At 60.6% G+C, this 22,151-nt stretch carries 26 protein-coding genes; 16 read left to right on the top strand and 10 right to left on the bottom strand.

From position 1 onward, the window contains the following. Positions 1-4: 4 nt before the first annotated feature. From AAG092_RS17015 to AAG092_RS17000, 4 genes are all read left to right on the top strand, one after another. Positions 5-1,171: an MFS transporter gene (locus tag AAG092_RS17015; RefSeq protein ID WP_373387598.1), complete on the top strand. Its 1,167-nt coding sequence runs from the start codon at positions 5-7 to the stop codon at positions 1,169-1,171. Between the two features lie 18 nt (positions 1,172-1,189). Next, entirely contained in the window at positions 1,190-2,239 is a 1,050-nt protein-coding gene (locus tag AAG092_RS17010; protein WP_373387597.1) for an alkene reductase, read from the top strand. A 166-nt stretch (positions 2,240-2,405) separates the two neighbouring features. After that, positions 2,406-3,104 carry a pirin-like bicupin family protein gene (locus AAG092_RS17005; RefSeq protein ID WP_110681706.1) on the top strand — a complete coding sequence of 233 codons (699 nt, stop codon included), beginning with the start codon at positions 2,406-2,408 and terminating at the stop codon, positions 3,102-3,104. Positions 3,105-3,171: 67 nt separating this feature from the next. Beyond that, positions 3,172-4,428: an MgtC/SapB family protein gene (locus AAG092_RS17000; protein WP_373387596.1), complete on the top strand. Its 1,257-nt coding sequence runs from the start codon at positions 3,172-3,174 to the stop codon at positions 4,426-4,428. 1 nt (position 4,429) lies between these two features. On the opposite strand, the gene rmuC is transcribed toward AAG092_RS17000, so the two are convergent. Both rmuC and AAG092_RS16990 read right to left on the bottom strand, forming a co-directional pair. Then, the gene (gene rmuC, locus AAG092_RS16995; protein ID WP_373389612.1) at positions 4,430-5,791 is read right to left on the bottom strand and encodes a DNA recombination protein RmuC; all 1,362 of its coding nucleotides are present in this window, start codon (positions 5,789-5,791) and stop codon (positions 4,430-4,432) included. A 177-nt stretch (positions 5,792-5,968) separates the two neighbouring features. Beyond that, entirely contained in the window at positions 5,969-6,382 is a 414-nt protein-coding gene (locus tag AAG092_RS16990; protein WP_110681704.1) for a tetratricopeptide repeat protein, read from the bottom strand. A gap of 425 nt (positions 6,383-6,807) precedes the next feature. Here AAG092_RS16990 and AAG092_RS16985 point away from each other — a divergent pair, with 425 nt between their 5' ends. Then, entirely contained in the window at positions 6,808-7,179 is a 372-nt protein-coding gene (locus AAG092_RS16985; RefSeq protein WP_373387594.1) for a DUF2946 family protein, read from the top strand. A gap of 102 nt (positions 7,180-7,281) precedes the next feature. Beyond that, positions 7,282-7,743, top strand: coding sequence for a copper chaperone PCu(A)C (locus tag AAG092_RS16980; RefSeq protein WP_373387593.1), 462 nt, complete (start codon positions 7,282-7,284; stop codon positions 7,741-7,743). Between the two features lies 1 nt (position 7,744). Here AAG092_RS16980 and AAG092_RS16975 read toward each other — a convergent pair whose 3' ends face one another. The 4 genes from AAG092_RS16975 to AAG092_RS16960 form a co-directional block, all read right to left on the bottom strand. Continuing rightward, positions 7,745-8,497 carry an RES family NAD+ phosphorylase gene (locus AAG092_RS16975; protein WP_373387592.1) on the bottom strand — a complete coding sequence of 251 codons (753 nt, stop codon included), beginning with the start codon at positions 8,495-8,497 and terminating at the stop codon, positions 7,745-7,747. 47 nt (positions 8,498-8,544) lie between these two features. Next, entirely contained in the window at positions 8,545-8,916 is a 372-nt protein-coding gene (locus AAG092_RS16970; RefSeq protein ID WP_110681700.1) for an antitoxin Xre/MbcA/ParS toxin-binding domain-containing protein, read from the bottom strand. Positions 8,917-9,205: 289 nt separating this feature from the next. Next, positions 9,206-9,472 carry a hypothetical protein gene (locus tag AAG092_RS16965; protein WP_373387590.1) on the bottom strand — a complete coding sequence of 89 codons (267 nt, stop codon included), beginning with the start codon at positions 9,470-9,472 and terminating at the stop codon, positions 9,206-9,208. Between the two features lie 313 nt (positions 9,473-9,785). Continuing rightward, a complete protein-coding gene (locus AAG092_RS16960; RefSeq protein ID WP_373387589.1) occupies positions 9,786-10,382 on the bottom strand; it encodes an HNH endonuclease in 597 nt (198 codons plus the stop codon). Positions 10,383-10,460: 78 nt separating this feature from the next. Between AAG092_RS16960 and AAG092_RS16955 the strand changes: the two genes are divergently transcribed. Further along, positions 10,461-11,249, top strand: coding sequence for an HNH endonuclease (locus tag AAG092_RS16955; RefSeq protein WP_373387588.1), 789 nt, complete (start codon positions 10,461-10,463; stop codon positions 11,247-11,249). Between the two features lie 70 nt (positions 11,250-11,319). After that, positions 11,320-12,387 (top strand): DNA cytosine methyltransferase, encoded by a 1,068-nt coding sequence (locus AAG092_RS16950; protein ID WP_373387587.1) that lies wholly within the window; start codon positions 11,320-11,322, stop codon positions 12,385-12,387. Here the strand turns inward: AAG092_RS16950 and AAG092_RS16945 are convergent. The 4 genes from AAG092_RS16945 to AAG092_RS16930 form a co-directional block, all read right to left on the bottom strand. Then, a complete protein-coding gene (locus AAG092_RS16945) occupies positions 12,314-12,781 on the bottom strand; it encodes a very short patch repair endonuclease (protein ID WP_373387586.1) in 468 nt (155 codons plus the stop codon). The two genes, AAG092_RS16950 and AAG092_RS16945, sit on opposite strands and share 74 nt — an antisense overlap. Then, positions 12,759-13,307: a hypothetical protein gene (locus AAG092_RS16940; protein WP_373387585.1), complete on the bottom strand. Its 549-nt coding sequence runs from the start codon at positions 13,305-13,307 to the stop codon at positions 12,759-12,761. The genes AAG092_RS16945 and AAG092_RS16940 overlap by 23 nt, the downstream gene beginning before the upstream one ends. Positions 13,308-13,427: 120 nt before the next feature. After that, positions 13,428-14,657 (bottom strand): hypothetical protein, encoded by a 1,230-nt coding sequence (locus tag AAG092_RS16935; RefSeq protein WP_373387584.1) that lies wholly within the window; start codon positions 14,655-14,657, stop codon positions 13,428-13,430. Next, the gene (locus AAG092_RS16930; protein ID WP_373387583.1) at positions 14,654-16,837 is read right to left on the bottom strand and encodes an ATP-binding protein; all 2,184 of its coding nucleotides are present in this window, start codon (positions 16,835-16,837) and stop codon (positions 14,654-14,656) included. Before AAG092_RS16930 ends, AAG092_RS16935 begins: the two co-directional genes overlap by 4 nt. Before the next feature lie 562 nt (positions 16,838-17,399). On the opposite strand from AAG092_RS16930, the gene AAG092_RS16925 reads away from it, so the two are divergent. The 8 genes from AAG092_RS16925 (at position 17,400) to AAG092_RS16890 (ending at position 22,123) form a co-directional block, all read left to right on the top strand. After that, complete coding sequence (locus AAG092_RS16925; protein WP_373387582.1) at positions 17,400-17,615, top strand: DNA-binding protein; 216 nt, start codon at positions 17,400-17,402, stop codon at positions 17,613-17,615. 3 nt (positions 17,616-17,618) lie between these two features. Next, positions 17,619-17,909: a DUF5447 family protein gene (locus AAG092_RS16920; protein WP_373387581.1), complete on the top strand. Its 291-nt coding sequence runs from the start codon at positions 17,619-17,621 to the stop codon at positions 17,907-17,909. Between the two features lie 426 nt (positions 17,910-18,335). Then, on the top strand, positions 18,336-18,698 hold the full coding sequence (locus AAG092_RS16915; protein WP_373387580.1) for a hypothetical protein: 363 nt from the start codon (positions 18,336-18,338) through the stop codon (positions 18,696-18,698). Positions 18,699-18,806: 108 nt separating this feature from the next. Beyond that, the gene (locus AAG092_RS16910) at positions 18,807-19,022 is read left to right on the top strand and encodes a hypothetical protein (protein ID WP_110681690.1); all 216 of its coding nucleotides are present in this window, start codon (positions 18,807-18,809) and stop codon (positions 19,020-19,022) included. 10 nt (positions 19,023-19,032) lie between these two features. After that, positions 19,033-19,242 carry a major capsid protein gene (locus AAG092_RS16905; protein WP_373387578.1) on the top strand — a complete coding sequence of 70 codons (210 nt, stop codon included), beginning with the start codon at positions 19,033-19,035 and terminating at the stop codon, positions 19,240-19,242. Between the two features lie 152 nt (positions 19,243-19,394). Next, positions 19,395-20,594 carry a virulence factor TspB C-terminal domain-related protein gene (locus AAG092_RS16900; protein ID WP_373387577.1) on the top strand — a complete coding sequence of 400 codons (1,200 nt, stop codon included), beginning with the start codon at positions 19,395-19,397 and terminating at the stop codon, positions 20,592-20,594. After that, complete coding sequence (locus tag AAG092_RS16895) at positions 20,594-20,923, top strand: DUF2523 family protein (RefSeq protein ID WP_373387575.1); 330 nt, start codon at positions 20,594-20,596, stop codon at positions 20,921-20,923. The genes AAG092_RS16900 and AAG092_RS16895 overlap by 1 nt, the downstream gene beginning before the upstream one ends. 12 nt (positions 20,924-20,935) lie before the next feature. Continuing rightward, entirely contained in the window at positions 20,936-22,123 is a 1,188-nt protein-coding gene (locus AAG092_RS16890; protein ID WP_373387574.1) for a zonular occludens toxin domain-containing protein, read from the top strand. Positions 22,124-22,151 lie beyond the last annotated feature (28 nt).

Here is a 22,151-nt window from a genome sequence, read left to right as displayed (position 1 = left end):
CCCCATGCCGTTACCGCTTCTCGTCCTCGCTTTGTCCGCGTTTGCCATCGGCACCACGGAATTCGTCATCATGGGCCTGCTGCCCGAGGTGGCCGCTGATCTCGGCGTATCCATTCCCGGCGCCGGCTGGCTGGTCACCGGCTATGCCCTGGGCGTGGCCCTCGGCGCGCCGTTCATGGCCCTGGTCACCGCCAACTGGCCACGCAAGCTGGCCCTGCTTGGCCTGATGGGCATCTTCGTCATCGGCAACCTGCTGTGCGCCACCGCCGCCGACTACGAGCTGCTGATGGTCGCACGGGTGGTCACCGCACTCTGCCACGGCGCCTTCTTCGGCATCGGCTCGGTGGTCGCCGCCAGCCTGGTGCCGGAGAACCGCAAGGCCTCAGCCGTGGCCCTGATGTTCACCGGCCTGACCCTGGCCAACGTGCTCGGCGTGCCGCTGGGTACTGCACTCGGCCAGTACGCCGGCTGGCGCTCGACCTTCTGGGCCGTCACAGCAATCGGAATCGTCGCCTTTATCGGCCTGTGGCGCGTGCTGCCGAACAATCAGCAGCAGGAGCCGGCCGACCTGCGCGGCGAGCTGGCCGCCATGCGCGGCGCCGGCCTGTGGCTGGCGCTGAGCACCACCGTGCTGTTCTCCGCCGCCGTGTTCGCCCTGTTCACCTACATCGCCCCGCTGCTCGGCGAGGTCACCGGCGTATCGCCGCGCGGCATCACCTGGACCCTGCTGCTGATCGGCGTCGGCCTGACCCTGGGCAACCTGATCGGTGGGCGCCTGGCCGACTGGAACCTGGCCACCGCGCTGGCCGGCATCCTGCTGACCCTGGCCCTGCTCTCCTCGCTGGTACGCTGGAGCAGCCCGCTGCTGGTTCCGCTGGAAATCAACCTGCTGCTCTGGGCCATGGCCGCCTTCGCCGCCGTGCCGGCCCTGCAGGTCAACGTGATGAACTTCGGCCAGGCCGCGCCGAACCTGGTGGCCACCCTCAACATCGGCGCCTTCAACCTGGGCAATGCCCTTGGCGCCTGGATCGGCGGCCTGGTGATCAGCCAGGGCCTGGGCCTCACCAGTGTGCCCCTGGCCGCCGCCGCGCTGGCCGCCCTGGCGCTGCTCGCCGCCCTGCTCACGACTTCCCTCGGCAGCATCCCAGCCGCCGAACCCCTGCTGGACTGACCCACTGGAGACCGCACCATGACCACCCTGTTCGATCCGCTCAAGCTCGGCAGCCTGCAACTGCCCAACCGCATCATCATGGCCCCGCTGACCCGCTGCCGTGCCGACGCAGGCCGCGTGCCCAACGCGCTGATGGCCGAGTACTACGTGCAGCGCGCCTCGGCCGGCCTGATCCTCAGCGAAGCCACCTCGGTGACGCCGATGGGCGTCGGCTACCCGGACACCCCCGGCATCTGGTCCGAAGACCAGGTGCGCGGCTGGCTCAACATCACCCGCGCCGTGCACGCCAACGGCGGGCGCATCTTCCTGCAGCTGTGGCACGTCGGCCGGGTCTCCGACCCCGTCTACCTAAACGGCGAGCTGCCAGTGGCACCGAGCGCCGTCAAGCCGGCCGGGCATGTCAGCCTGGTGCGCCCGATCAAGGAATTCGTCACTCCGCGTGCCCTGGAAACCGAGGAGATCGCCGAGATCGTCGAGGCCTACCGCCACGGCGCCGAGAATGCCAAGGCCGCCGGCTTCGACGGCGTGGAGATCCACGGCGCCAACGGCTACCTGCTCGACCAGTTCCTGCAGAGCAGCACCAACCAGCGCAACGACCAGTACGGCGGCTCCGTGGAGAACCGCGCGCGCCTGCTGCTGGAAGTCACCGATGCCGCCATCTCGGTGTGGGGCGCCGACCGCGTCGGCGTGCACCTGGCACCGCGCCAGGACGCCCACGACATGGGCGACGCCAACCCGCGCGAGACCTTCGGCTATGTGGCCCGCGAGCTGGGCAAGCGCGGCGTGGCCTTCATCTGCACCCGCGAGAAGGAAGGTGAGGACAGCCTGACGCCCTACCTCAAGGAGCAGTTCGGCGGCCTGGTGATCGCCAACGAGCGCTTCACCAAGGAGCAGGCCAACGCCTGGCTGGCCGCAGGCAAGGCCGACGCCGTGGCCTTCGGCATCCCCTTCATCGCCAACCCCGACCTGGTCGAACGCCTGGCCCAGGACGCCCCGCTCAACGAGCCGCGCCCCGAGCTGTTCTACGCCCAGGGCCCGGTCGGCTACATCGACTACCCGCGCCTGTAAGCTGCGAAGGCCTGGGTTTGGGCCGTGCCTGCCTGGCACGGCCCAAACCAATCTAATTAGTAGATTTATAAACTGGATTTTTTGCGCTTTTATTCAACTATAAATCGATAGATCATGCAGCCATTCCTGCACCGCACTGCCGCGCTGCAGTCACTGGAGTCTCGCCATGATCGAAGTCCGCCCCTTCGCCACCCTCGGCCATGCCAACCACGGCTGGCTCAACGCCCGCCATCACTTCTCCTTCGCCGAGTACCAGGACCCGCAGCGGGTCAACTGGGGCCGCCTGCGCGTCTGGAACGACGACGAGATCGCCGCAGGCTCGGGCTTCCCGCCGCACCCGCACCACGACATGGAGATCATCACCTACGTCCGCGAAGGCGCCATCAGCCATCGCGACAACCTGGGCAACCAGGGCCGTACCGAGGCCGGTGACGTGCAGGTGATGAGCGCCGGTACCGGCATCGCCCACTCCGAGTACAACCTGGAGGACGTCACCACCAAGATCTTCCAGATCTGGATCATCCCCGACCAGCAGGGCGAGGCGCCGTCCTGGGGCGCCAAGCCCTTCCCGCGCGGCGAGCGCGCTGGCCAGTTCGTGGTCCTGGCCAGCGGCCACGCCAGCGACGAGGATGCCCTGCGCATCCGCGCCGACGCGCGCATGGCCGCCGCCACCCTGGCCGCCGGACAGAGCGCCGAGTACCCCCTGGGCCGCCTGCGCAAGGGCTACCTGGTGGCGGCCAAGGGGCGCATCGAGGTCAATGGCGTGGCGGCGGACGAGCGCGACGGCGTGGCCATCGCCGGCGAGGAGGTGGTGCGCGTCACCGCCCTGGAGGACAGCGAGGTGGTGCTGGTCGACGTAGCCTGATCTGGAGCAAGCGAAAGGCCGGCGCGGCGGGCTAGACTGCGGCCATCAGCCCGTCGAAGGAACGCCGATGTCGCCCGCCGTCGAACTTGCCCTCAACCTTGCCACCGCCCTCGCCGCCGGCCTGCTGATCGGCGCCGAGCGCGGCTGGCGCGCCCGCGACAGTGACGACACGCACCTGGTGGCAGGCATCCGCACCTTCAGCCTGGTCGGCCTGCTCGGCGGCCTGGCGGCGCTGCTCGGCAGCCACTTCGGCGTGGCCGCCTGGATCGCCGTGCTGCTGCTGGTGGGGCTGCATGCCCTGGCCGGCTACATCGGCGAAGTCAGGCGCAGCGGCGATCTGGGGCTGACCAGTGAAGTGGCCCTGCTGCTGACCTTCCTGCTCGGCAGCCTGGCGCTGGCCCACGAACGCAGCCTGGCAGCCGCCGGCGCGGTGGTGGTAGCCCTGCTGCTGAGCCTCAAGGAGCCGCTGCACAGCGGCCTGCGCCGCCTCTCCGAGGCCGAGCTGTCCGGCGCGCTGAAGCTGCTGTTCATTTCCCTGGTACTGTTGCCGGTGCTGCCCAACCAGGGCTACGGTCCCTGGCAGGCCTTCAACCCCTACGCGGTGTGGTGGATGGTGGTGCTGATTGCCGCCATCGGCTTCGCCGCCTACGTGGCCATCCGCGTGGTCGGCACCCGCCATGGCCTGCTGGTCACTGCCCTGCTCGGCGGCATCGTCTCCTCCACCGCCATGACCATGACCCTCTCGCGCCTGCATGACGGCCGCCAGCTGCGCGCCCTGCTGACCTGCGCGCTGCTGGCCACCTCGGCGCTGATGTTCCCGCGCGTGCTGCTGGAGGTCGGCCTGGTCAACGCCGAGCTGCTGCCGCACCTGCTGCTGCCGCTGGGTCTGGCCGGGCTGGTGTACGCCGCGGGAGCCCTGGTGTTCTACCGCATCGCCGGCGACGAGCTGCAGGAAGCGGTCGAGCCGCCGCTGAAGAACCCCTTCGAGCTCGGCCCGGCCCTGCGCTTCGCCGCCCTGCTGGCGCTGATCCTGCTGCTGATCGAGGCAGCACGCGCCTGGTTCGGCGATGCCGGCGTGTGGGGCGTGGCCATCCTGTCCGGCCTGAGCGACGTGGACGCCATCACCCTGTCGCTGGCGCGCAGCGCCAAGGGCGACATGAGCAGCGAGCTGGCCGTGCAGGGCATCTACCTGGCGGCCTTCAGCAACAGCCTGGTCAAGGCCGCGCTGATCGCCCTGCTCGGCGGCCGCGAACTGGCCCTGCGCACCCTGCCGGTGATGGCCCTGGGCCTGCTGCTGGGGCTGGCGGCCCTGTTGCTGGCTTGACCTACTCGCCCGCCTCGTCCAGCTGCGGCATACCGGCGGCGCGCTCGATCAGCTCGGCCGGCAGGCTCTTGCTGGCACGCGCGCCGAGCAGCTTGAGGTTCTCGACCCGGTTGATCAGGTTGCCGCGGCCCTCGCACAGCTTGTTGCGCGCCGCCGCATAGGCCTTGTCCAGCTGCTGCAGGCGCCCGCCCATCTCGTCCAGATCGGCGATGAAGGCGACGAACTTGTCGTACAGCTGCCCGGCGCGCTCGGCGATATCGCGGGCATTCTGGCTCTGCCGCTCCTGGCGCCACAGGCTGTCGATCACCCGCAGGGTGGCCAGCAGGGTGGTCGGGCTGACGATCACCACATGCTGCTCGAAGGCCTCCTGGAACAGCCCCGGGTCGGCCTGCAGGGCGGCGGCGAACGCCGCCTCGATGGGTACGAAGAGCAGCACGAAATCCAGGCTGTGCAGGCCTTCCAGGCGCTGGTAGTCCTTCACCGAGAGGCCCTTGAGGTGGCTGCGCAGGCTCAGCACGTGCTGCTTGAGGGCACTGGCGCGCGCCGCTTCGTCCTCGGCGGCGACCAGCGCCTGGTAGGCGGTGAGGCTGACCTTGGCGTCGACCACCACCTGCTTGTCGCCTGGCAGCTGGATCAGCACGTCCGGCTGGAAGCGCTCGCCGTCGCTGCCCTTGAGGCTGACCTGGGTCTGGTACTCGCGGCCCTTCTCCAGGCCGGCGTGCTCCAGCACCCTTTCGAGCACCAGCTCGCCCCAGTTGCCCTGGGTCTTCTGGCCCTTGAGGGCACGGGTCAGGTTGGTCGCCTCGTCGCCCAGGCGCTGGTTGAGCTGCTGCAGGCGCTCCAGTTCCTTGGCCAGGGAGAAACGTTCGCGCGCCTCGTTCTGGTAGCTCTCCTCGACGCGCTTCTCGAAGGCCTGGATACGTTCCTTGAGCGGGTCGAGCAGCTGGCCCAGGCGCTGCTGGCTGGTCTCGGCGAAGCGCTGCTCGCGCTCGTCGAAGATCTTCCCGGCCAGCTCGGCGAACTGCGCGCGCAGCTCGTCGCGGGCGTTCTGCAGATCGCTCAGGCGCTGCTGCTGGTGTTCCTGCTGCTCGCGCAGCTCGGCGGCCAGGGCGGCGCGCTGGCTTTCCAGCTGGCGCAGCTCGGCCTCCTTCAGTTCGCGCTCGCGCGTCCACTCCCGCGCCGTGGCCTGCGCCTCCAGGCGCTCGCGGCCGAGCAGCTCGCTCTCGCGGCGCAGGGCGGCCAGCTCGGCCTGCTGGCGAGCGCCTTCCTGCTGCTGGCTGCGCAGGTCGTCGAGGGCACCGTCGAGTTGGGCGGCGAGTCCGTCGTGGGCCAGACGCAGCTGGCTCAGGCGCTCCTCCTGCAACAGGCGCTCGGCGGCCTGGGCCGCCAGGCCACGCTGCAGGCGCCAGGCCAGGAAGGCCAGCGGCGCTGCGCCGAGCAGAATGCCGAGCAACAGGTTGGGCAAGTCGGGAACGAAGGACACAGGCACGGGCGGGCTCGCTGTCGGGTCGGATAGGCCAGCCAGTATACCCGCGCCGCCTCAGGGGTTGAGACGTTGCAGCTGCCGCTGCGCCTCGTGCGAGCCCTGCGCCGCGGCGGCTTCCAGCCAGTGCCGGGCCTGCAGCGGCTCGCGCTGGCGCGGCTGGCTGAAATGCCGGCCGAGCTCCAGCTGGGCGCGCAGGTCTCCGGCGCGCGCGGCCTGGCGCAGCAGCTCCAGGCCGATGCGGCGGTCGCGCGCGTTGCCGCAGTCACGGCACAGCAGCTGGCCGAGGCGACTCTGCGCGGCGACCACCCCCTGGCGCGCCGGCTGCTTGAGCAGGCGTCCGGCGATGCGCTTGATACTGGCGTGATGACCCAGGCGCGGACGATCGAGCAGCCACAGGGCCAGGCGGATCGGCAGGCGGGTGGTCGGGGCGGGTTGCGGCTGGGCGGCGAGCAGGACGCGAGACTTCATGTAAGCATTGGCTGACTGCGGGGCGCGCCACTCTACTCTCTTTTTTTGCCGGGTAAAGACTTGCCAAGCACGGTAAAAGGCGCTCTAGAACAAAGACTCTAGAAAATCCACAGAAGCTGTGGATAACTCCGTGGACAACTGGGTGAAAACCTTGCCCATCCCCCAAGGAATGGGGCTCCCGCTCAAACTGGTGCTTTTTTCACCAACAGAAAAATTCTTTATTTTTCAATATCTTAAAAAATAGCCGCGCAGAATCAGCTGGTTACGCCGCTTTGTGACAGAAGCTTGACAAGCTGCCTCGCGATTGTGCACAAGTGCGCCGCTCAAGGCCGCGCTTCGCCCCGTTTCGGAGCGCTCTGCTGCGGCATCCGGGCACAGCCCGGGGGGATTCTGCCGGCTGGCCGGCGATGCTAGAGTCGCTGCCCATGAACCTCAGTCCGTCACGTCGCGCTGCCACCGCCTGGATGCTCTGCCTGTGCATCCTGAGCAACCTGGCCGCCTGCGCCATCGCCCATGGCCAGTCCAGCGGACTGCAGCTGAGCGGCAGCGGTCTCTTTTGCTCCGCCGACGACCATCACGGGGCTAGCTTCGCCGACGACCTGGATTCCACCTCCGCGGGTAACCCGTTCAGCTGTGCCCTGAGCGGTAGCGCACTGGTCTGCCTGGGCCTGCTGTTCGCCCTCGCCTGGCTGCTGCAGCCCCGGGCGGGTCTGCGCCCACGGCGCGCACTGCCACACCGGGCGTCACCGCGCCACTGCTGGCCCTCGGCCAATCCACGCGCCTCACCGGCACACTGATCATCCCCACCCATTCGCCGCCCCGCACACCCGCCGACCATACCGAGCGCAGCCCCTGGCACGCGCAGATTCGGCACACCTATCCCGACGAGGAGACCCCTCATGCACCCTTCCAAACTTCTGCTGCTGGCCGCCTTGCTACTGGCGCCGCTGCTGGCTCAGGCCCACGACTACAGCGCCGGACAGATCCACATCGAGCATCCCTGGGCGCGCGCCATGCCACCCAGCGCGCCGAATGCCGCGGCCTTCTTCGTCCTGCACAACCGCGGCGCGGCCGACCGCCTGATCGGCGTCAGCAGCCCGCTGGCGCAGAAGGCCGAACTGCACGAGCACCTGCACCAGAATGGTCTGATGAAGATGCAGCAGATCCAGGCCGTGAGCGTGCCGGCCGGCGCCGAGGTACAGTTCGCGCCCATGGGCTATCACGTCATGCTGTTCGGCGTACGCCAGCAGCCCAGGGACGGCGAGCGCTTCCCGCTGACCCTGCGCTTCGAGAAGGCCGGCGACATCGAGGTCGAGGTGGCCGTGCAGAGGGACGCACCCGCCGCCGAGCACCAGCACTGAATCAGGCTGGCTGCGGCAGCACGCCATCCAGCAGGTACAGGTCCAGGGCGAACAGGCGCGGCGTGTCCGGCGCCTGCGCGCTCTTGAACGCCACATAGCCGGCGGTGGTTTCGCACAACCAGGGCTGCAGGTTGCGCGGGCGCTTCTCGCCAAAGGCGGCCGGGGCATAGAGCGCGACGTTGTTGCCGCCCTGCGGGCAGCGCGCCGAGGGGTACTCGAAGGCCTCCACCCCCGCCTCGCGCATGGCGCTGCCCAGGGCCTGGGTGGCGCGGTAATCGCTGCGGTGGGTGAGCGCCTCGCGATGACGATCGAAAGGCGGTAGCTGCAGGCGAATGCCGCGCTCCACCTGATAGCGCGCCTCGAAAGAGGAATGCTCGGAAACAATCCGCCCGCTCGGTGGCGGCTCGACCATGCCGTGCCAGAGCACGAAGCGATAGAAGGCGGTCTCCGCCATGGCCGTTTCCAGCCGGCAGGCGGCATAGAACAGGCTTGGCTCGTGGCGCCGGCCGAAGCGTGAGCCCCAGCGCAGCGGCGGGTAGCGGAACGGCGTGTGCAACAGGTAATGCAGGGGTTCGGCACTGGGCGGCAGTGGTGGCTTGCTGGTCTCCAGCAGTTGCTCGAGCAGCGCCTGCTCCTCCAGGCTTTCCACCAGTTGCAAGGTGGCCACCTGTTCCTGATTCTCCACCAGCCGCACCAGGCGACCGCGCAGGGGAATCATCTGTTCTGCGCCGGCGCAGGCCTGCCAGATATCCATATCGGGACTCGCTCAATCTGCCACGGCGGATAACGGGAAAAGTAGGCTCAGACCTTGCCGCGAATGGCGTCGAGGTACTCCACCACCCGCACCAGCCCCTGCACCTGGCTCATCTGCTGCAATGGCACGCCGGCCAGATGCCGGTTCTCGGTACGCAGGAAGTGGCGCATGTCCTCGAGATTGCCACCGAACAGGGCGAACAGGGCGCGGTAGATGCGGATCAGCAGCAGCGCCAGCTCACCGGTCTTGCTCTGCGGACGCAGGCCACCGCTGTCGCTCCAGCGGCTGATGGCGGAACGATTCACGCCGACGATAGCGGCCAACTCCTGCTGAGTCAGCCCCAGCTGCTCACGGGTATTGAGCAGGGCTTTGAGCAGGACGGCTTCGGCGTCGACACCGGGCTTGCTGAGTGCACTCATGGCGCCCTCCTGATGTTCGTTTGATACAAAAATAGCAAATAAACAGCAAAACAGACACAGAAAACCGCGACAAGCGCATGCACGGCCTCTCCATGACCCGGCAGAAACGCAAAAGCCCCTGAAATCCGAGGATTTCAGGGGCTTTCTATGAATGGCGGGAAGATAGGGATTTGAACCCTATTCTTGCCGTTCCGTTTCGTCGCAAAGCCTCACACTCCGAGGGTGCCATGCAAGCTCAAGGCTGGTTTCGTGCCTTTTCGGCTCTACGATTTCGACACTGCTTCGACACCTATGGCCCGCCCTCCCGGGCTAGGCCAGCCTTCAGCAGAACTCGCCCCATCTCATCCGCCAGCTGTTTGTACCACTCCTGGGGCATGCTTCTCCACACCTCATGAGCCCTCCTCAGCCGGCTGACGCCGGATGCCTGAACTAGCTCGTCATACCCCTGCCACTGATTGAAGAAACGAAGCATGTCATCGCTGATAAAGTAGAACTCGTCATGGTCCAGCCCACTCTCATCAGCCTTATCAGCCAAGAGGCCATACAGAAAGGCCATCTCTTCCTGGTCGTCACCTCCTCGAGCATTGAGCGGCTCATTAGGCAGGGGCCTGCCATTGAACTCGGCATGCAGCAGCCAGTGGCATTTCCTACAAAGTGACACGCCATTCCCCAGCTCGAAGCGCCCCGCGGGGTAGATCGTCTTCCGAAAGACATGGTGAGCCTCCACCCTCTGCATGCCGCCACAGTTCAAACAGCAGCCCCCATCTCGCAAGCGGATGAACCGACTCCAGAGCGTCAGGCACCACCGGTCGGAGCGCTCAGTACTGACAGCAGCAGCAAGACGGGCCTTCGCATGCCTCAGCTCTTGCTCAAATGGAGATGAAAAGCTCACCTTCGCCCCAACTCGGCATGTTGGCTTTTATGAAGTCATTGATGACCATCTCTCCCGATCGACGCCAAATTTCGTATGCCATCCTCAGACGAGTTATCTGCCCTTGCGCCACCGCATCCAAAAAGAACTCATACCCCTGCACTCGGACGAAAAAGAAGAGCATGTGATCTTCGAAGAAGTAGAACTCGTCCTCGCTGAGCCCTTGATCCCTAGCGTCCTCAAGGAGGAGCCAGAATGAGTACGCTACATCGTCCAGGTTGTCCCCACCTTGCGCATCAATCGGCTGATTCAGATCAGGGCGACCGTTGAAGCCCTCGTGGTACATCCAATGACACTCATGGCACAGAGTTATGCCGTTGCCTGGCTGATACCACCCCCACGGGTAAAGTGAACGCCGAAATATGTGATGCGCCTGAATGCGCTCCTTTGACTGGCAGCGCACACACTGATGACGATCCCTTGCTTTGATGTAGCGGCTCCATAAGCGAATGCACCAACGCTCCGATCGCCCACGCACAAGAGCTTGGGACAGGCGTATGAGTGACTCCATCAGCTCCATTTGTCTTGCATCCATTCTCTGCATCCTCCTCGATCTCCAACCTAGACGAGCTGATACTATCAGCGCGCCACTACGACGAACCGCATACCATCAATGCACAACAACACCCCGCCCTTTCAACCGACCTTAAGCAACACCCAGTCGAATCCCGCCTGGAGCCGTGACGAGCTCATTCTTGCCCTAGACCTCTACCTCCGGCATCGTGAATCGCTGCCATCCAAGCATCACCCCGATGTGCAGGAGCTTTCCCAATTCTTGGGCAAGATGGGGCAGGCGCTGGGTATTACCTCATCCGCCAGCTTCCGCAACCCAAACGGCGTCTACATGAAGCTCGGCAACTTCCGGCGCTGGGACCCCGACTACACCAAAGACGGCAAGAAAGGCTTAATCAAAGGCAACAAGGATGAAGAGGTCGTCTGGAACGAATTCGCTTCCTCACCCAAGAAGCTTGCGTCGATAGTCTTCAGCATCCGCGCCGCAGTGAATGCAGACGAGCAACTAGGCCACCAACTGCAGGGTTTGGATGAGCCGGAGATTCACGAAGCTGCTGAAGGCAAGGTGCTTACTCGCCTTCATCGTTTGCGAGAAAGAAGCCGAAAACTCGTGGAAGACAAGAAGAAGGAAGCTCTAGCTAAGCATGGAAAACTGGCTTGTGAGGCGTGTGGATTCGACTTCCAGCAACGCTATGGAACAGCTGGATTAGGGCTGATCGATGTCCATCACATCCGCCCACTCCACACTCTAGAATCCGGTCAAAAAACACGCCTAGCTGACCTAGCTCTTCTCTGTGCTAACTGCCATCGCGTCGTGCATGCAACCCGCCACTGGCTGAGCATTGAGGAGCTCAAAGCGGCTCTCGAAAAAGCTGAAAAGCATGTATAAATTTTCAGTACTCGACCTCGATCTTTCGAGCCGAAGCCGCTAGAATGACCTCCGCTAGGAGGCCATTACCATGCATCAAATAGACGCCGTCGATCTTTTTTGTGGAGCTGGCGGGCTCACCGCGGGCTTGCTCAAGACAGGCATCAGCGTTCGAGCTGGCTATGACATCGATCTCAACTGCGAGTATGCCTATGAGACGAACAATGGCGCCAAGTTCGTTGCAGAGAGCGTAGCGCTGGTCAAAACAGAAGACGTCGCTGCCTGGTATCGTCCAAACCGCATCAAGCTTCTTGCTGGCTGTGCTCCCTGCCAGCCCTTCTCGTCCTACAACCAAGGCCGGGACACCACTACCGACGTCAAGTGGCCCCTTCTCTATTCCTTCGAAAAGCTGATCAAGGCCATCCAGCCCGAATTGGTGACCATGGAGAACGTGCCAGACGTGACCAAGCACAAGGTCTATCACGACTTTGTCGCGGCGTTACGCAAAGAGAATTACGAGATTTGGGCCGACACGGTCAATTGTGTCGACTATGGATTACCGCAGCAGCGCCGACGCCACGTTCTGCTCGCCTCCAAGCTAGGGCCGATTGAGATTATCCCCAAGACTCATGAGCAGCCGGTCAGCGTCGAAAAGGCCATTGGCGACCTACCGAAGCTAGCCGCAGGTCAGTGTGATCCTCGTGACCCACTCCATCGAGCAGCCAGTCTCAACGCCACCAACCTACGGCGAATTCGGGAAGCTAAGCCAGGCGGGACCTGGAAAGACTGGCCAGAAGAGCTAAGAGCTGACTGTCACAAAAAAGCCAGTGGGAAAACTTACCCCAGCGTTTACGGACGCATGGTCGGAAGCGAGCCAAGTCCTACCATGACCACCCTTTGCTATGGCTTTGGGAATGGCCGTTTTGGTCACTACGACACAGAACAAGACCGCGCAATCTCTCTGCGAGAAGCAGCCACCTTGCAGTCCTTTCCTAAGGACTACAAATTCATGCCACCAGAGAAAATTACCTTCAAAGCGGTAGGCCGAATGATTGGAAATGCCGTTCCCGTGAGGCTGGGCGAAATCATTGGCCTGAGCATTCAGCGCCATCTTGAGCAGGTAGAGCAAACGAAGCAGGAAGGCCAAACTCCCGCCTAAGGCGCTCCTCGAGGGCTGTCATATTCCTCGTCTCACACTCCCATACCACTAACACCCTCCAGCCCAACGTTTCTAGTTGGGCTGCCTTTCTTGCATCTCTCTCAACATTAGCTGCGAATTTAGGCAGCCAATACTCTTGTCGAGCTTTCGGCGTTGTCGCATAGCGACAGCCAGAATGACGATGCCAGAAGCAACCGTGCACGAAGATGGCCGTCTTATGCTTGGTTAGAACGATGTCTGGAGTGCCAGGCAAAGGCTTCTTGGCTATGCGGAATCTAAGCCCCGCTACATGAAGGATCTTGCGCACTAGAATTTCAGGCCGCGTGCTTTCCCTTCTTACGGCCTTCATCCTAAGCGTCGCCTTTTCCTCCTCAGAAGGCACTTGTTGCCCCATCCCCTGTCATCAGAAACCTACGGAGTACGTAACTGTCGATTCGCAAGGTTTCCAGGCACTCCCAACCACACGCAGAATGTATGGCATATAAGATTACTTCACACGCGTTGCTAGCCATCATGAAGAACGTTGGAGTGCTCGTAGGAAGCCAGCTGGTTGCCCCAGGTAGATCAACATCTCTTCCACCAATACGAGCTGCTTTGATTGGTTGTACATGAAAGAATGCGTGCTTTTTCCCTCCAGGCCCGTCAAATATATCTGGATGCTCATATCTGAAGCCGAAAGAAAGGCTTTTATTTCCTTCTACTTTCAAGAAGACCACCTCTGCATTTAGGTTGCCATGCCTGGTAACCAAAAGCCTAAATATCTTTATTAACCCATCCGTCGGCTCTAAATCTATCAGTAAATAAGGCGTCTCCATTCCAGCTCTTGGCTCAATGAGCATCGCCTTGATCCTTCCTTGCAATCCATGCCCATCATCAGCAAAAAATATCTCACTATTATATCCTTGGGCATATTTCTGCATGAATCTATTGCAGCTTCCCAGAGCAGGATGATTGGGAAAGTCGCGCCGTTTCTGAGTGTGCAGATTAACAAGAAACTTTGCTAGCTCTTCGGCAGTTGACCTATCCATGTGTCTCCCACCCTACATCAGCAAATATGCTTGTGGCTCATAATTTACTTTTTCACCTCCAGCAAGCAAATCATCCAAAACCCAACGCTCTCTATCGAACGTTTGAAGGTCACTAGGGAAAGACTTGCATTCTCTTTTATCCATGAAGGTGGATGAGTCCTCGCAAAATGCAAGATTGGGAATCCTTGCCATGGAAAAACCTTCAGGCATGCCAACTTCTCGTCTAGCTTGTTTAGCCCAATAAGCAGGACGGCTAGTCAGGCAAGCCGGATAGACTTTATGATCTTCGAGTTCGGGCCTGAGGCCTAGAGCACGATCTAACCTTGCCAAATTTTGCCAAGCATCCTGGTTCTCTGGGCTCTCTAGAAGCCACGGAAACTGATAAGCCAGATGAGGAACATCTGCTATTAGCTCCTGATTAGGAAGGATCAGCCTTTCCATCCAATGACCAAGCACGGCAGCACCAAGTCGAGATAGAACATCCGGGGGCATGTCTTTCACCAGCTCTGCGTCTTTCTCTAGTATATTGAATACACTTATCGCATTGGGTTGGTATTTACCATCCTCTTTCTGAGAACCTACGAGAAGCTGCCTAAAAGTCATGCCATCTTCGCGACTCAACCCCAACCTTGCCAATAGTTCGGGCGAAACGTATCTAGACGAATCGTAGTCGGATAGCTCCAGCCTAAGAACCTCAACAACTGGCTTATCTAGATTCTCCAGAACGAAATTTGACAACTCACTGAATCTAGAAGGCTCACGGCGTAGGTTTGGCCAATGCCAGGGTCTAAAACCCTCGAAACCCTCATCCTTCCAAAGCTCTGGGCTCGTAATATGCTTGCTGCCTAAATCCAAATCTGCGTAGGAAGGAGATGTTCTACGCATTGTTAGATCGAAAGAGTTCGTTCCGTATTGGTTGACTACGACGATTGGCCCGACCTTCGACATCAATCTTGCTGCATATGCAACTTCAGCGCCTGTTGACCAAGCAGAACGTCCCTCGGTATCCAAGCCGAGAAGGTCATAATCGACTATGAGCAAGTCAATTTCGTCAAGTTCGACTACTGTCTGATAATTCCCCTCACGAGCTTTTAGTCTTTTTTGGTGAAGCTCGGAAATTACGCGACTGACATCAGCATTGTCGTAAACTTTTATGCTTGCGTCATCGCCTAAGCTCTTACTTATCTCTAGCTTCCAATCCTCTGCACGCGCTTGATCGTCATCCAATATCAATATGTTCACTGGTCGCTCCATGAAATCTTGAAAGCTGTTTTGAAAGGGGGAGTGGGCTCTACGAATGAAACCTCGCAGCCCAAAGAATCAGCCACCATCTTGACGATGGTTAGCCCAATGCCCATGCCGCCCAAGCCCAAGCTCTTTCTTTCTTCAGGTATCTCGAGGCGACGTACGAATGGTTTGAAAAGTTCGGAACTGTCGTGCAGTCGAACGCCTGCGCCAGTGTCTTGAACGTAAATGGCATGCTCTCCGCCGTCGAATTCACTAGAGCAATGAATTTTTCTAACTTTCGAATCGATCATCGCGTTTACGGCGTTGATCAAAACATTCTGAAAGATCGCATTCCAGCCGGCAAAGGTCGCTTCTGGCAACTGAAGATCGGAAGCAATGTCCACTTCGACGCTCACGTCGCGCATGACGGCTTCGGAATTCTTCACGATCTGGTCAATGACTTTCCTTGCCTTGTATTTATTTCTTTTGTCTCGGTCATACTCGTTCATGAGCGGCGAGAATAATTTTCTTGCCCTTGTCGTTCGCTCCGCCCAGTTATCCAAAGCGTCAATGATCTTGGTCTCGTTCAAAGCACCTCGCTTCGATTTGAGTTGATCCTTGATGTTATACAGAACGACGAGCTCCTTCTGCAGCTCATGCTCCATTGCCAACGCAGCCATACCTGTAGTAGCTAACGCAGCCAGTAGAACGCGCTCTGCATTGATTGCACTCTTTCGCTGATCTTCCAGCTCCCTGAGCTCTCTCAAGTTCTCAGAGACTTTCTCTATCTGCTTGGCTACCTGGGCGGGTGCACTCAAGGATATTTGAAAGAGTTGCTCTTGGATCTCCGTCGACTTGGTCTCCGTTTCGGGGATCTCTAGCCGCTTGGATAGCTTCTCTTTCTGCCTTCTCTCGAAAGAGCGCATTGCATAGAAGTCCAGCGCCCATCTAACTGTATTGACCAGCTGCTTGAAGGCATCGTTATCAATTAGCCTGTCACGAGTGACCTGCACGTTGAGATAGTTGCCTCTCCTAAGCTGAGCTTGAGCAGCAACTTTACGCTCGTGAGAGGTGGAAATTTGTACCAAGCCGAATATCCGGCCGTTGGTTGGTAGGTCATTGAGACCGCTGGCAACTTGAAATTCAGGCGGCAATAACTCAGATCGATTTAGTCGATGGGAGTGATCATACTCAAGACCTAGCCAATCTTGCTCTTCCCCCCCATAGAATGGAAGGCGGAAGTTATTGTCATACACATGAATCCCACCATGCTTCCTGAAATACTTTCGTGCCGCCGTTACCTCAATGCCTCCCGTCTGTTTTCCTGACAATTTGAATACATATATCTTGAAGCGAGCACTATCGAGAAGAGAAGTATTTTGTTTGTACGATGCATTGTACTCATCACCGTTCTTGAAGGTGACTTTTACTTTGCTTCCCCCGCCTTTGCTGCCGTCTTTGAGCTCACCCTCTATAACAGCAATCCAATTCTCGAAAGCTTGATGCATTTGATCGGAAAAGCTTCTTTCCTCATCATCTGCAACACCCTTGAGGGTGATCTTAAATTTGTCTTTTTGGTCGAGTGACTTCAAAAGCATCTCAGGGGGCTGCAAGAACCAAAGATCTCTTGCTAGTTCTCTTAACTCTGCCTTGCCCCATTGCTGCTTCAAGCCTCGAATGGTCACGGAAGTCCCAGTCACGAATCTTCCGCTTATTGGATTTCCTGAATCACTCGGGAATACATATGCACCAGCTTGTATGAGGTCGCCTGCGCCTATATTTTCAGGCCAATCCACTACTGCCTCAAAGTAACGCTCTCCTTTCTTCTTGGATTCCAGTTCTAGCTGCTCGCCCAAGAACTGAACTGATAGGCGTCCGATACCTTTCGATCCAGTAACTATTCGGCCTCGAGGAGTAACTGTATTGGTTTGCTTGTGTATGGTGCCTACACGTAACCAGTGATCGACGAAATCGGATGGACTCATCCCCGTCCCGTTATCCGAAACGGTAATGCTGTCGTCCCCGAAGAGAATCTCGACCTCCGTTGCATCGGCGTCATAGCTGTTCTTCACCAGCTCAGACAAAGCAACGTGGGGTTTGCCTACTAATCGTTCACCAAGCTCTCTCAGGAGAGCGGCATCGACGGTGAATTCTTTGAAGTTTTCTTTTGGCCGATCTTTATCCACAAGTCGCATCGCTTGCACTCTGATAGAGATGGTTCGGTAGAACTGACTCAGCGCCTGAGTCAGAGTCCATGTGCGTGGAAACCATGTATTCCCGTTGAGGCTTCGTCCCTGTCATCAATCTCGCTTCCTGTCTCTACGGGCGTACCAGCGCCTAGCTACTTCTTGAGTAATCGCTATCCCGCGTTTTGACTGCGCAAGTTTGAATTCGCCGTCTCGTACTCAGGACTTACTTGCCCACAATCTGGATGCACATTGCCACTGACGATCCAGAGTGCGAACTGAGGGTAGAGCTTCACTACTGCCTCAATTTCCTCTGCTTTGATCTCTCGTGCCTTCGCCGGATTTTTCAGATTGCTCCAGGTGTACCTACTGATGCCCGTCAGCTCTTCCAGCTGAGGCAGCTTGAGGCCACTGTGCTTTAGCACGGCTATAACGCGTTCTTTTATCATTCCAGATTGATCTAAATAAGCTCTATCCAATTTGACTCTATCTGAATATGATTCGTTTCGACTCTAGTCAAAACGGATAGGGTCAATCCGTATGCAATGACACAGATAGTGACGGAACGAGCATGGAACTGGAAGAGCTGGAGCCCGGCAAGCTCGCTGGGCCACAACAGGATGTAGAACCAATAGAGAAGTGGGCCGAGCGCAACGGAATCAGCTTCGGCACTGCCCGCGCTTGGGTCTATCGCGGCATTCTCCCTTCGGTGAAGCTCGGCAAGCTGCGCATGGTCAATAGCGCTCTGCTGCGCTCCTGGCTGCTGGAACAGGAGTGGACGGCATGAACCATGAACACTCTCGACCGCTATCTGCACCGACCGCACCCCGCCACCTGCGACTGCTCTGTGTGCTGGTCCCGTCGCGTACCGGCGTTCGCTCCCTGCCAGTCCATACCCTGCGACCAATGCCGCCCCGCGTCAGTTACCAAGGTCGATGGAATCTGGAAGGCGACACCGGCTTTTATCTGCGCGAGACATACGCCACCGCCCCGGCCCCCGAAGTACTGGCACGTTATCTACGACTCGGGCAATCCAACGCCCTTCGTGCCGATTCGGGAGCCGTTCGAGTTGGAGGGCTGAGCCGTGTCTGAGCAGCATCGGTTGGAGCAATCGGCCCGCTTCTTTTGGGGCATCTTTCTGCCCGTCGTGCTGTTGGTTGTGGTGCTGTTCGGCTTCCCCTGGATCGGCATGAAGATCACTCACTATCGCGATTCGCTCCAACACAATGGCCAAGCCACCCCAGCAGCCCCCGCTGTTGAAAGTCCATCGCCGCCGGCGTCCGGGACTGGCCCGCCAGTCCCGGGCGACGGTGGCGACACGGGATGACAAGGGCCGTGGCCCTTGGTGTTTGACGCGATAACGGCCCGCGCATTGGCCGAGTTGTAAAACCCCGGCAAACCGAGAAACCCCTCGGGCGAAAAACTGAACAGTTCGCCCGTGTGGACTCGCTCGGCCTGCTGAAAGGCAAACCGCGCAATCAGGCGCACCACTAGCGAGGTAACACACATGGCACGTTCCACTATGGAAGTCGCATTCCTGGGCACCCAAAAAACCGAAATGGAAGGCGCGAAGTACGTGAAGGTCTTCTACGGCGATGAGCCGGACGGCAAGACCGAGCACGGCCTGTCCATCATCGGCATGGCTGTGGCCGATGACCACGCCGACGAGGTGTTCGCCGCTGGCGCTCACTTCGAGCCGCTGGAAATGGTCCGCATCACCTTCGAGGTGGACCGTGGCGGCCAGAACAAGGGCAAGAATCTCGCCCTGCACATCGAGTCGGTGAAGCCCCGCGAGCAGGCCCAGCGCCCGACTCAGCAACCGAACCAGACCGCCAAGCCGGCTGCCCCGGCTGACGCCGCCAAGTCCTGATTAGAGGGCGGCTCCGATGGTGCGCATCTTCTGCAATCACTGCTACGCCTGCGCCCCTGCGCGTGACTGGCAACTGATTCAGGCGTGCCCGCGCTGCCGGAGCCCCCTGTGAATTTCCTCGCGTGTGAGGGCGCCTGGAGCGTCGGTGCCGGTGGTGAACCCATCTGCACCGGAACTCTGGTCAGCCTCACCCAGGAGGAAATGCAGGCCCTCTACGGGACTGCCCTGACCTGGGATGACGTGGCCGAGCTGCAAGGTGAAGCAATCACCCTGTTCGCCCTGGTGTTCGGCTTCCTCGTCCTGAAAAAAGTACTCAAGCAATGAGGTATCACCCATGAAGCAACACCTGCACAACCTGAAACGCACCCTCGGCGCCGCTGCTGCTGTTGGTGTCCTGTCCATCCAGCAGGCTTACGCCGCTGTCCCGGCCAGCGCTACCACCGCCCTGGATACCGCCGGCACTGACGTCGGCACCATCGGCTGGGCCGTGTTCGGCGTACTGGTGGCCGCTGCGGCCTTCAAGTACATGCGTCGCGCCCTGTAAGCCTGCTCGTCACGTCCCGTGCCGGGCAAGAACAACCCCGCTCCGGCGGGGTTTTCTTATCCAGCTGGAACTACTGCCATGTCTCAAGAATGGTTTGTCCTGATCGTCACCATCGCCGCCCTGTGGGCGCTGTTTTTCGGGCGGGTGTAGATATGCGCCGCCTACTGTTTCTTTTCCTTCTGCTGGCCTCTCAATCCGTCCGTGCCGCCCCTACCTGGCAGCTAGAGGTCAACGGTGAGTATTACGACAACGTCCAGGCCGCTTGCGATGCGGCCATCCCCATTGCTCAAGCGTTCGCGAGTAACGGCACCATCACTGCTGCCGCCCCTCAGTCCGGCGGCGCTATTAACCGCGATGTTTGTCTTTTCAGTTTCAAGCGCAATGACGGCCAGATGTTCTATGGCCAGGGGTTTTCATGCACTGCTGGCCGCCCCTGCTTTATCTACCGCACCACCTGCGAGGCCGGCACTACCGACACCCTTACCTGGCCGCTGGGCCGTGAAGAAGTCGCCGTAGGTGATCCGAGCTTTGTAGCCTTCGGCTTTCCTCTGCCGCAGACCTATTGCCTCAGCGGCTGCACCGGCACTGTCAATCCTGGCGGAACCGGTCAAGACCTCTTCGGCCAGCCCGACACCGATCCCAAGTACGAGGTCATTTTCGCCAACGTCACCTATGACCTCGACGGCACGGCCTGCACCACGGTCGGCAGAGAGCCGATCCCCGACGTTCCGCCACCCCCGGAGCCTGACCCTTGCGACACCAACCCGCAGGGCGAGGGCTGCTCCACCGATCCCGGCGACGGCAGCGGTGATCCTGGCGATGGTGGCGACACCGGCGGTGGTGATCCCGGCGACGGTGGTGACACTGGGGGCGGGGATACCGGAGGCGGTGACACAGGCGGTGGCGATACCGGTGGTGGAGACACTGGCGGCGGCGATACCGGCGGAACCGGTGCTAGTGGCCTTAATTGCGACACTCCGCTTTCTTGCTCCGGTGATGCCATCGCCTGCGCCCAGCTGCAATTTCAGAAGAACGCCTTTTGCGCTGACGTAGCCGCCAACAACTTCCCTGGCCAGACCGACGAGATCGCCGACTTTCTCGATCAACCGGCCTTTGCTCCCGAGGATGACGAGGAGATCAACCTCGGCGGCATGTTCAGCGAGGGCACCCGCTTCTTGCCCAGCAGCTGCCCGCCCGACAAGACCGTCAGCCTGACCACCAACGGTGGCCGCACCTTCTCCTTCACCTATGAGCCGCTGTGCCAGTTCGCCAGCGACCTGTCCTATCTGATCGTGGCTGCTGCTGGGGTCTTCTTCGCCGTGTATGTCGGCCGCGCTACGGGAGGTGAGTAATGCCTGTCTGGCTATGGGTAGCTCAGCTGGTCTTCATGATGGTCCAGCCTCTGATCAACTTCATCTTTCGTCTCGTCGGCATCGGCTTCGTGTCCTATGTCGGCTACAACGTCCTGCTCGAACAGGTCACCAGCTACGTCGTCAGCCGCATGGGCTCCAGCACCCTGGTGATCCAGCAGATTCTCGGGCTGGCCAAGATCGATGTAGCCATCAACATCTTCCTCGCCGCGGTGACCACGCGGCTGGTGATCGCCGGTCTGAACAAGGCCCAGGATCGCCGTCGTGCCCAGGTCTGGCGCAAGCCGGGCGGCACCTCCATCGAAGCATAAGGAGGCCGCCCCATGCTCTATATCCGCACCGGTAAGCCCGGTCACGGCAAGACCCTGAACACCATCCGCGAAGTGGATGAAAAGGCGTTCAATGAGGGCCGCCCGGTCTACTTCCACAACATCAACGGCCTCAAGCCCGAACTGCTGCGGGCAGCATGGTTCCACTTCGAAGATCCCGAACTCTGGTTCCAGCTGCCGCAAGACTCGATCATCGTCGTGGATGAGGCGCAGGGCTGGTTCGGTGCCCGCGATACCCGAGGCCGGCCACCGGAGCACATCAGCCGCTTCGAGACCATGCGCCATCAGGGCCACGAGGTTCACCTCGTCACCCAGGACCCGCGCTATATCGACGTGCACCTACGCCGCCTGTGCAATGGCCACATTCACTACTGGCGGGTGTTCAAGTCCTCCCAGCTGTTGCGCTTCGAGTCTGACTCGGTAATCGAGAAGGTCGAGGTCAAAAGCAGCTTCAAGGATGCCGACAAGAAAACCGTCCGCCTGGATCGCAAGTTCTTCAGCGTCTACACCAGCAGCAACGCCAGCCATCACTTCCAGACCAAACTGCCGACCAAGTTCCTCTTGGCCGGCGCGGTGATCCTCGGCGCGGTGTTCATGGTCTACCGCGCCTATGAGCGCTATGAGCTGGGCAAGGAGCAACCCCAGCTGGAAGCCAGCGCGCCCGCTGAGGAAAAGGGCCTGGTCGAGCAGGTCAAAGGCCAGGTCGGCTCCCTGATAAACCCGGTCGGCGCCGCCAGCGACAAAGAGCCGATCAGCCCGCAGAAATACGTCGCCCTGCGCACTCCGCGCATCCCCGATATCCCCAGCTCGGCGCCCATCTATGACGAGCTGACCAAGCCCAAGACCTACCCGCGTCTGTCCTGCGTGATGAGTCGTGATGAGGGCTACATAGAGCGCAACCGCAAGCGCTATCGGGTCGTGCGGGCCGGCGACCGGGCCTATATCTGCGAGTGCTTTACCCAGCAGGGCACGTGGCACAAGACCTCGTTTTCCTTCTGCAAGAACACCGTTGAGCACGGCTACTTCGATCCGGCGATCGCCGATCGGGGCAGTGGACGTGACCAGATGCCCGAGCCTCGCCAGGGCCAGCAGCAGGAGGCCGCCCCGCAGCCCCCAGGACAGCCCCAGAAAGGAACCCTTGTGCAGGGTGTGCCGTTTGAGAAAGGGCGCTTCCTATGGTGATCCGCGCCTTCTCCTGGGCGCTTTTGCG

The organism is Pseudomonas alcaligenes (assembly GCF_041729615.1).
Lineage (GTDB): Bacteria > Pseudomonadota > Gammaproteobacteria > Pseudomonadales > Pseudomonadaceae > Aquipseudomonas > Aquipseudomonas alcaligenes_B.
This window is presented reverse-complemented; position numbering and strand designations above follow the sequence as displayed.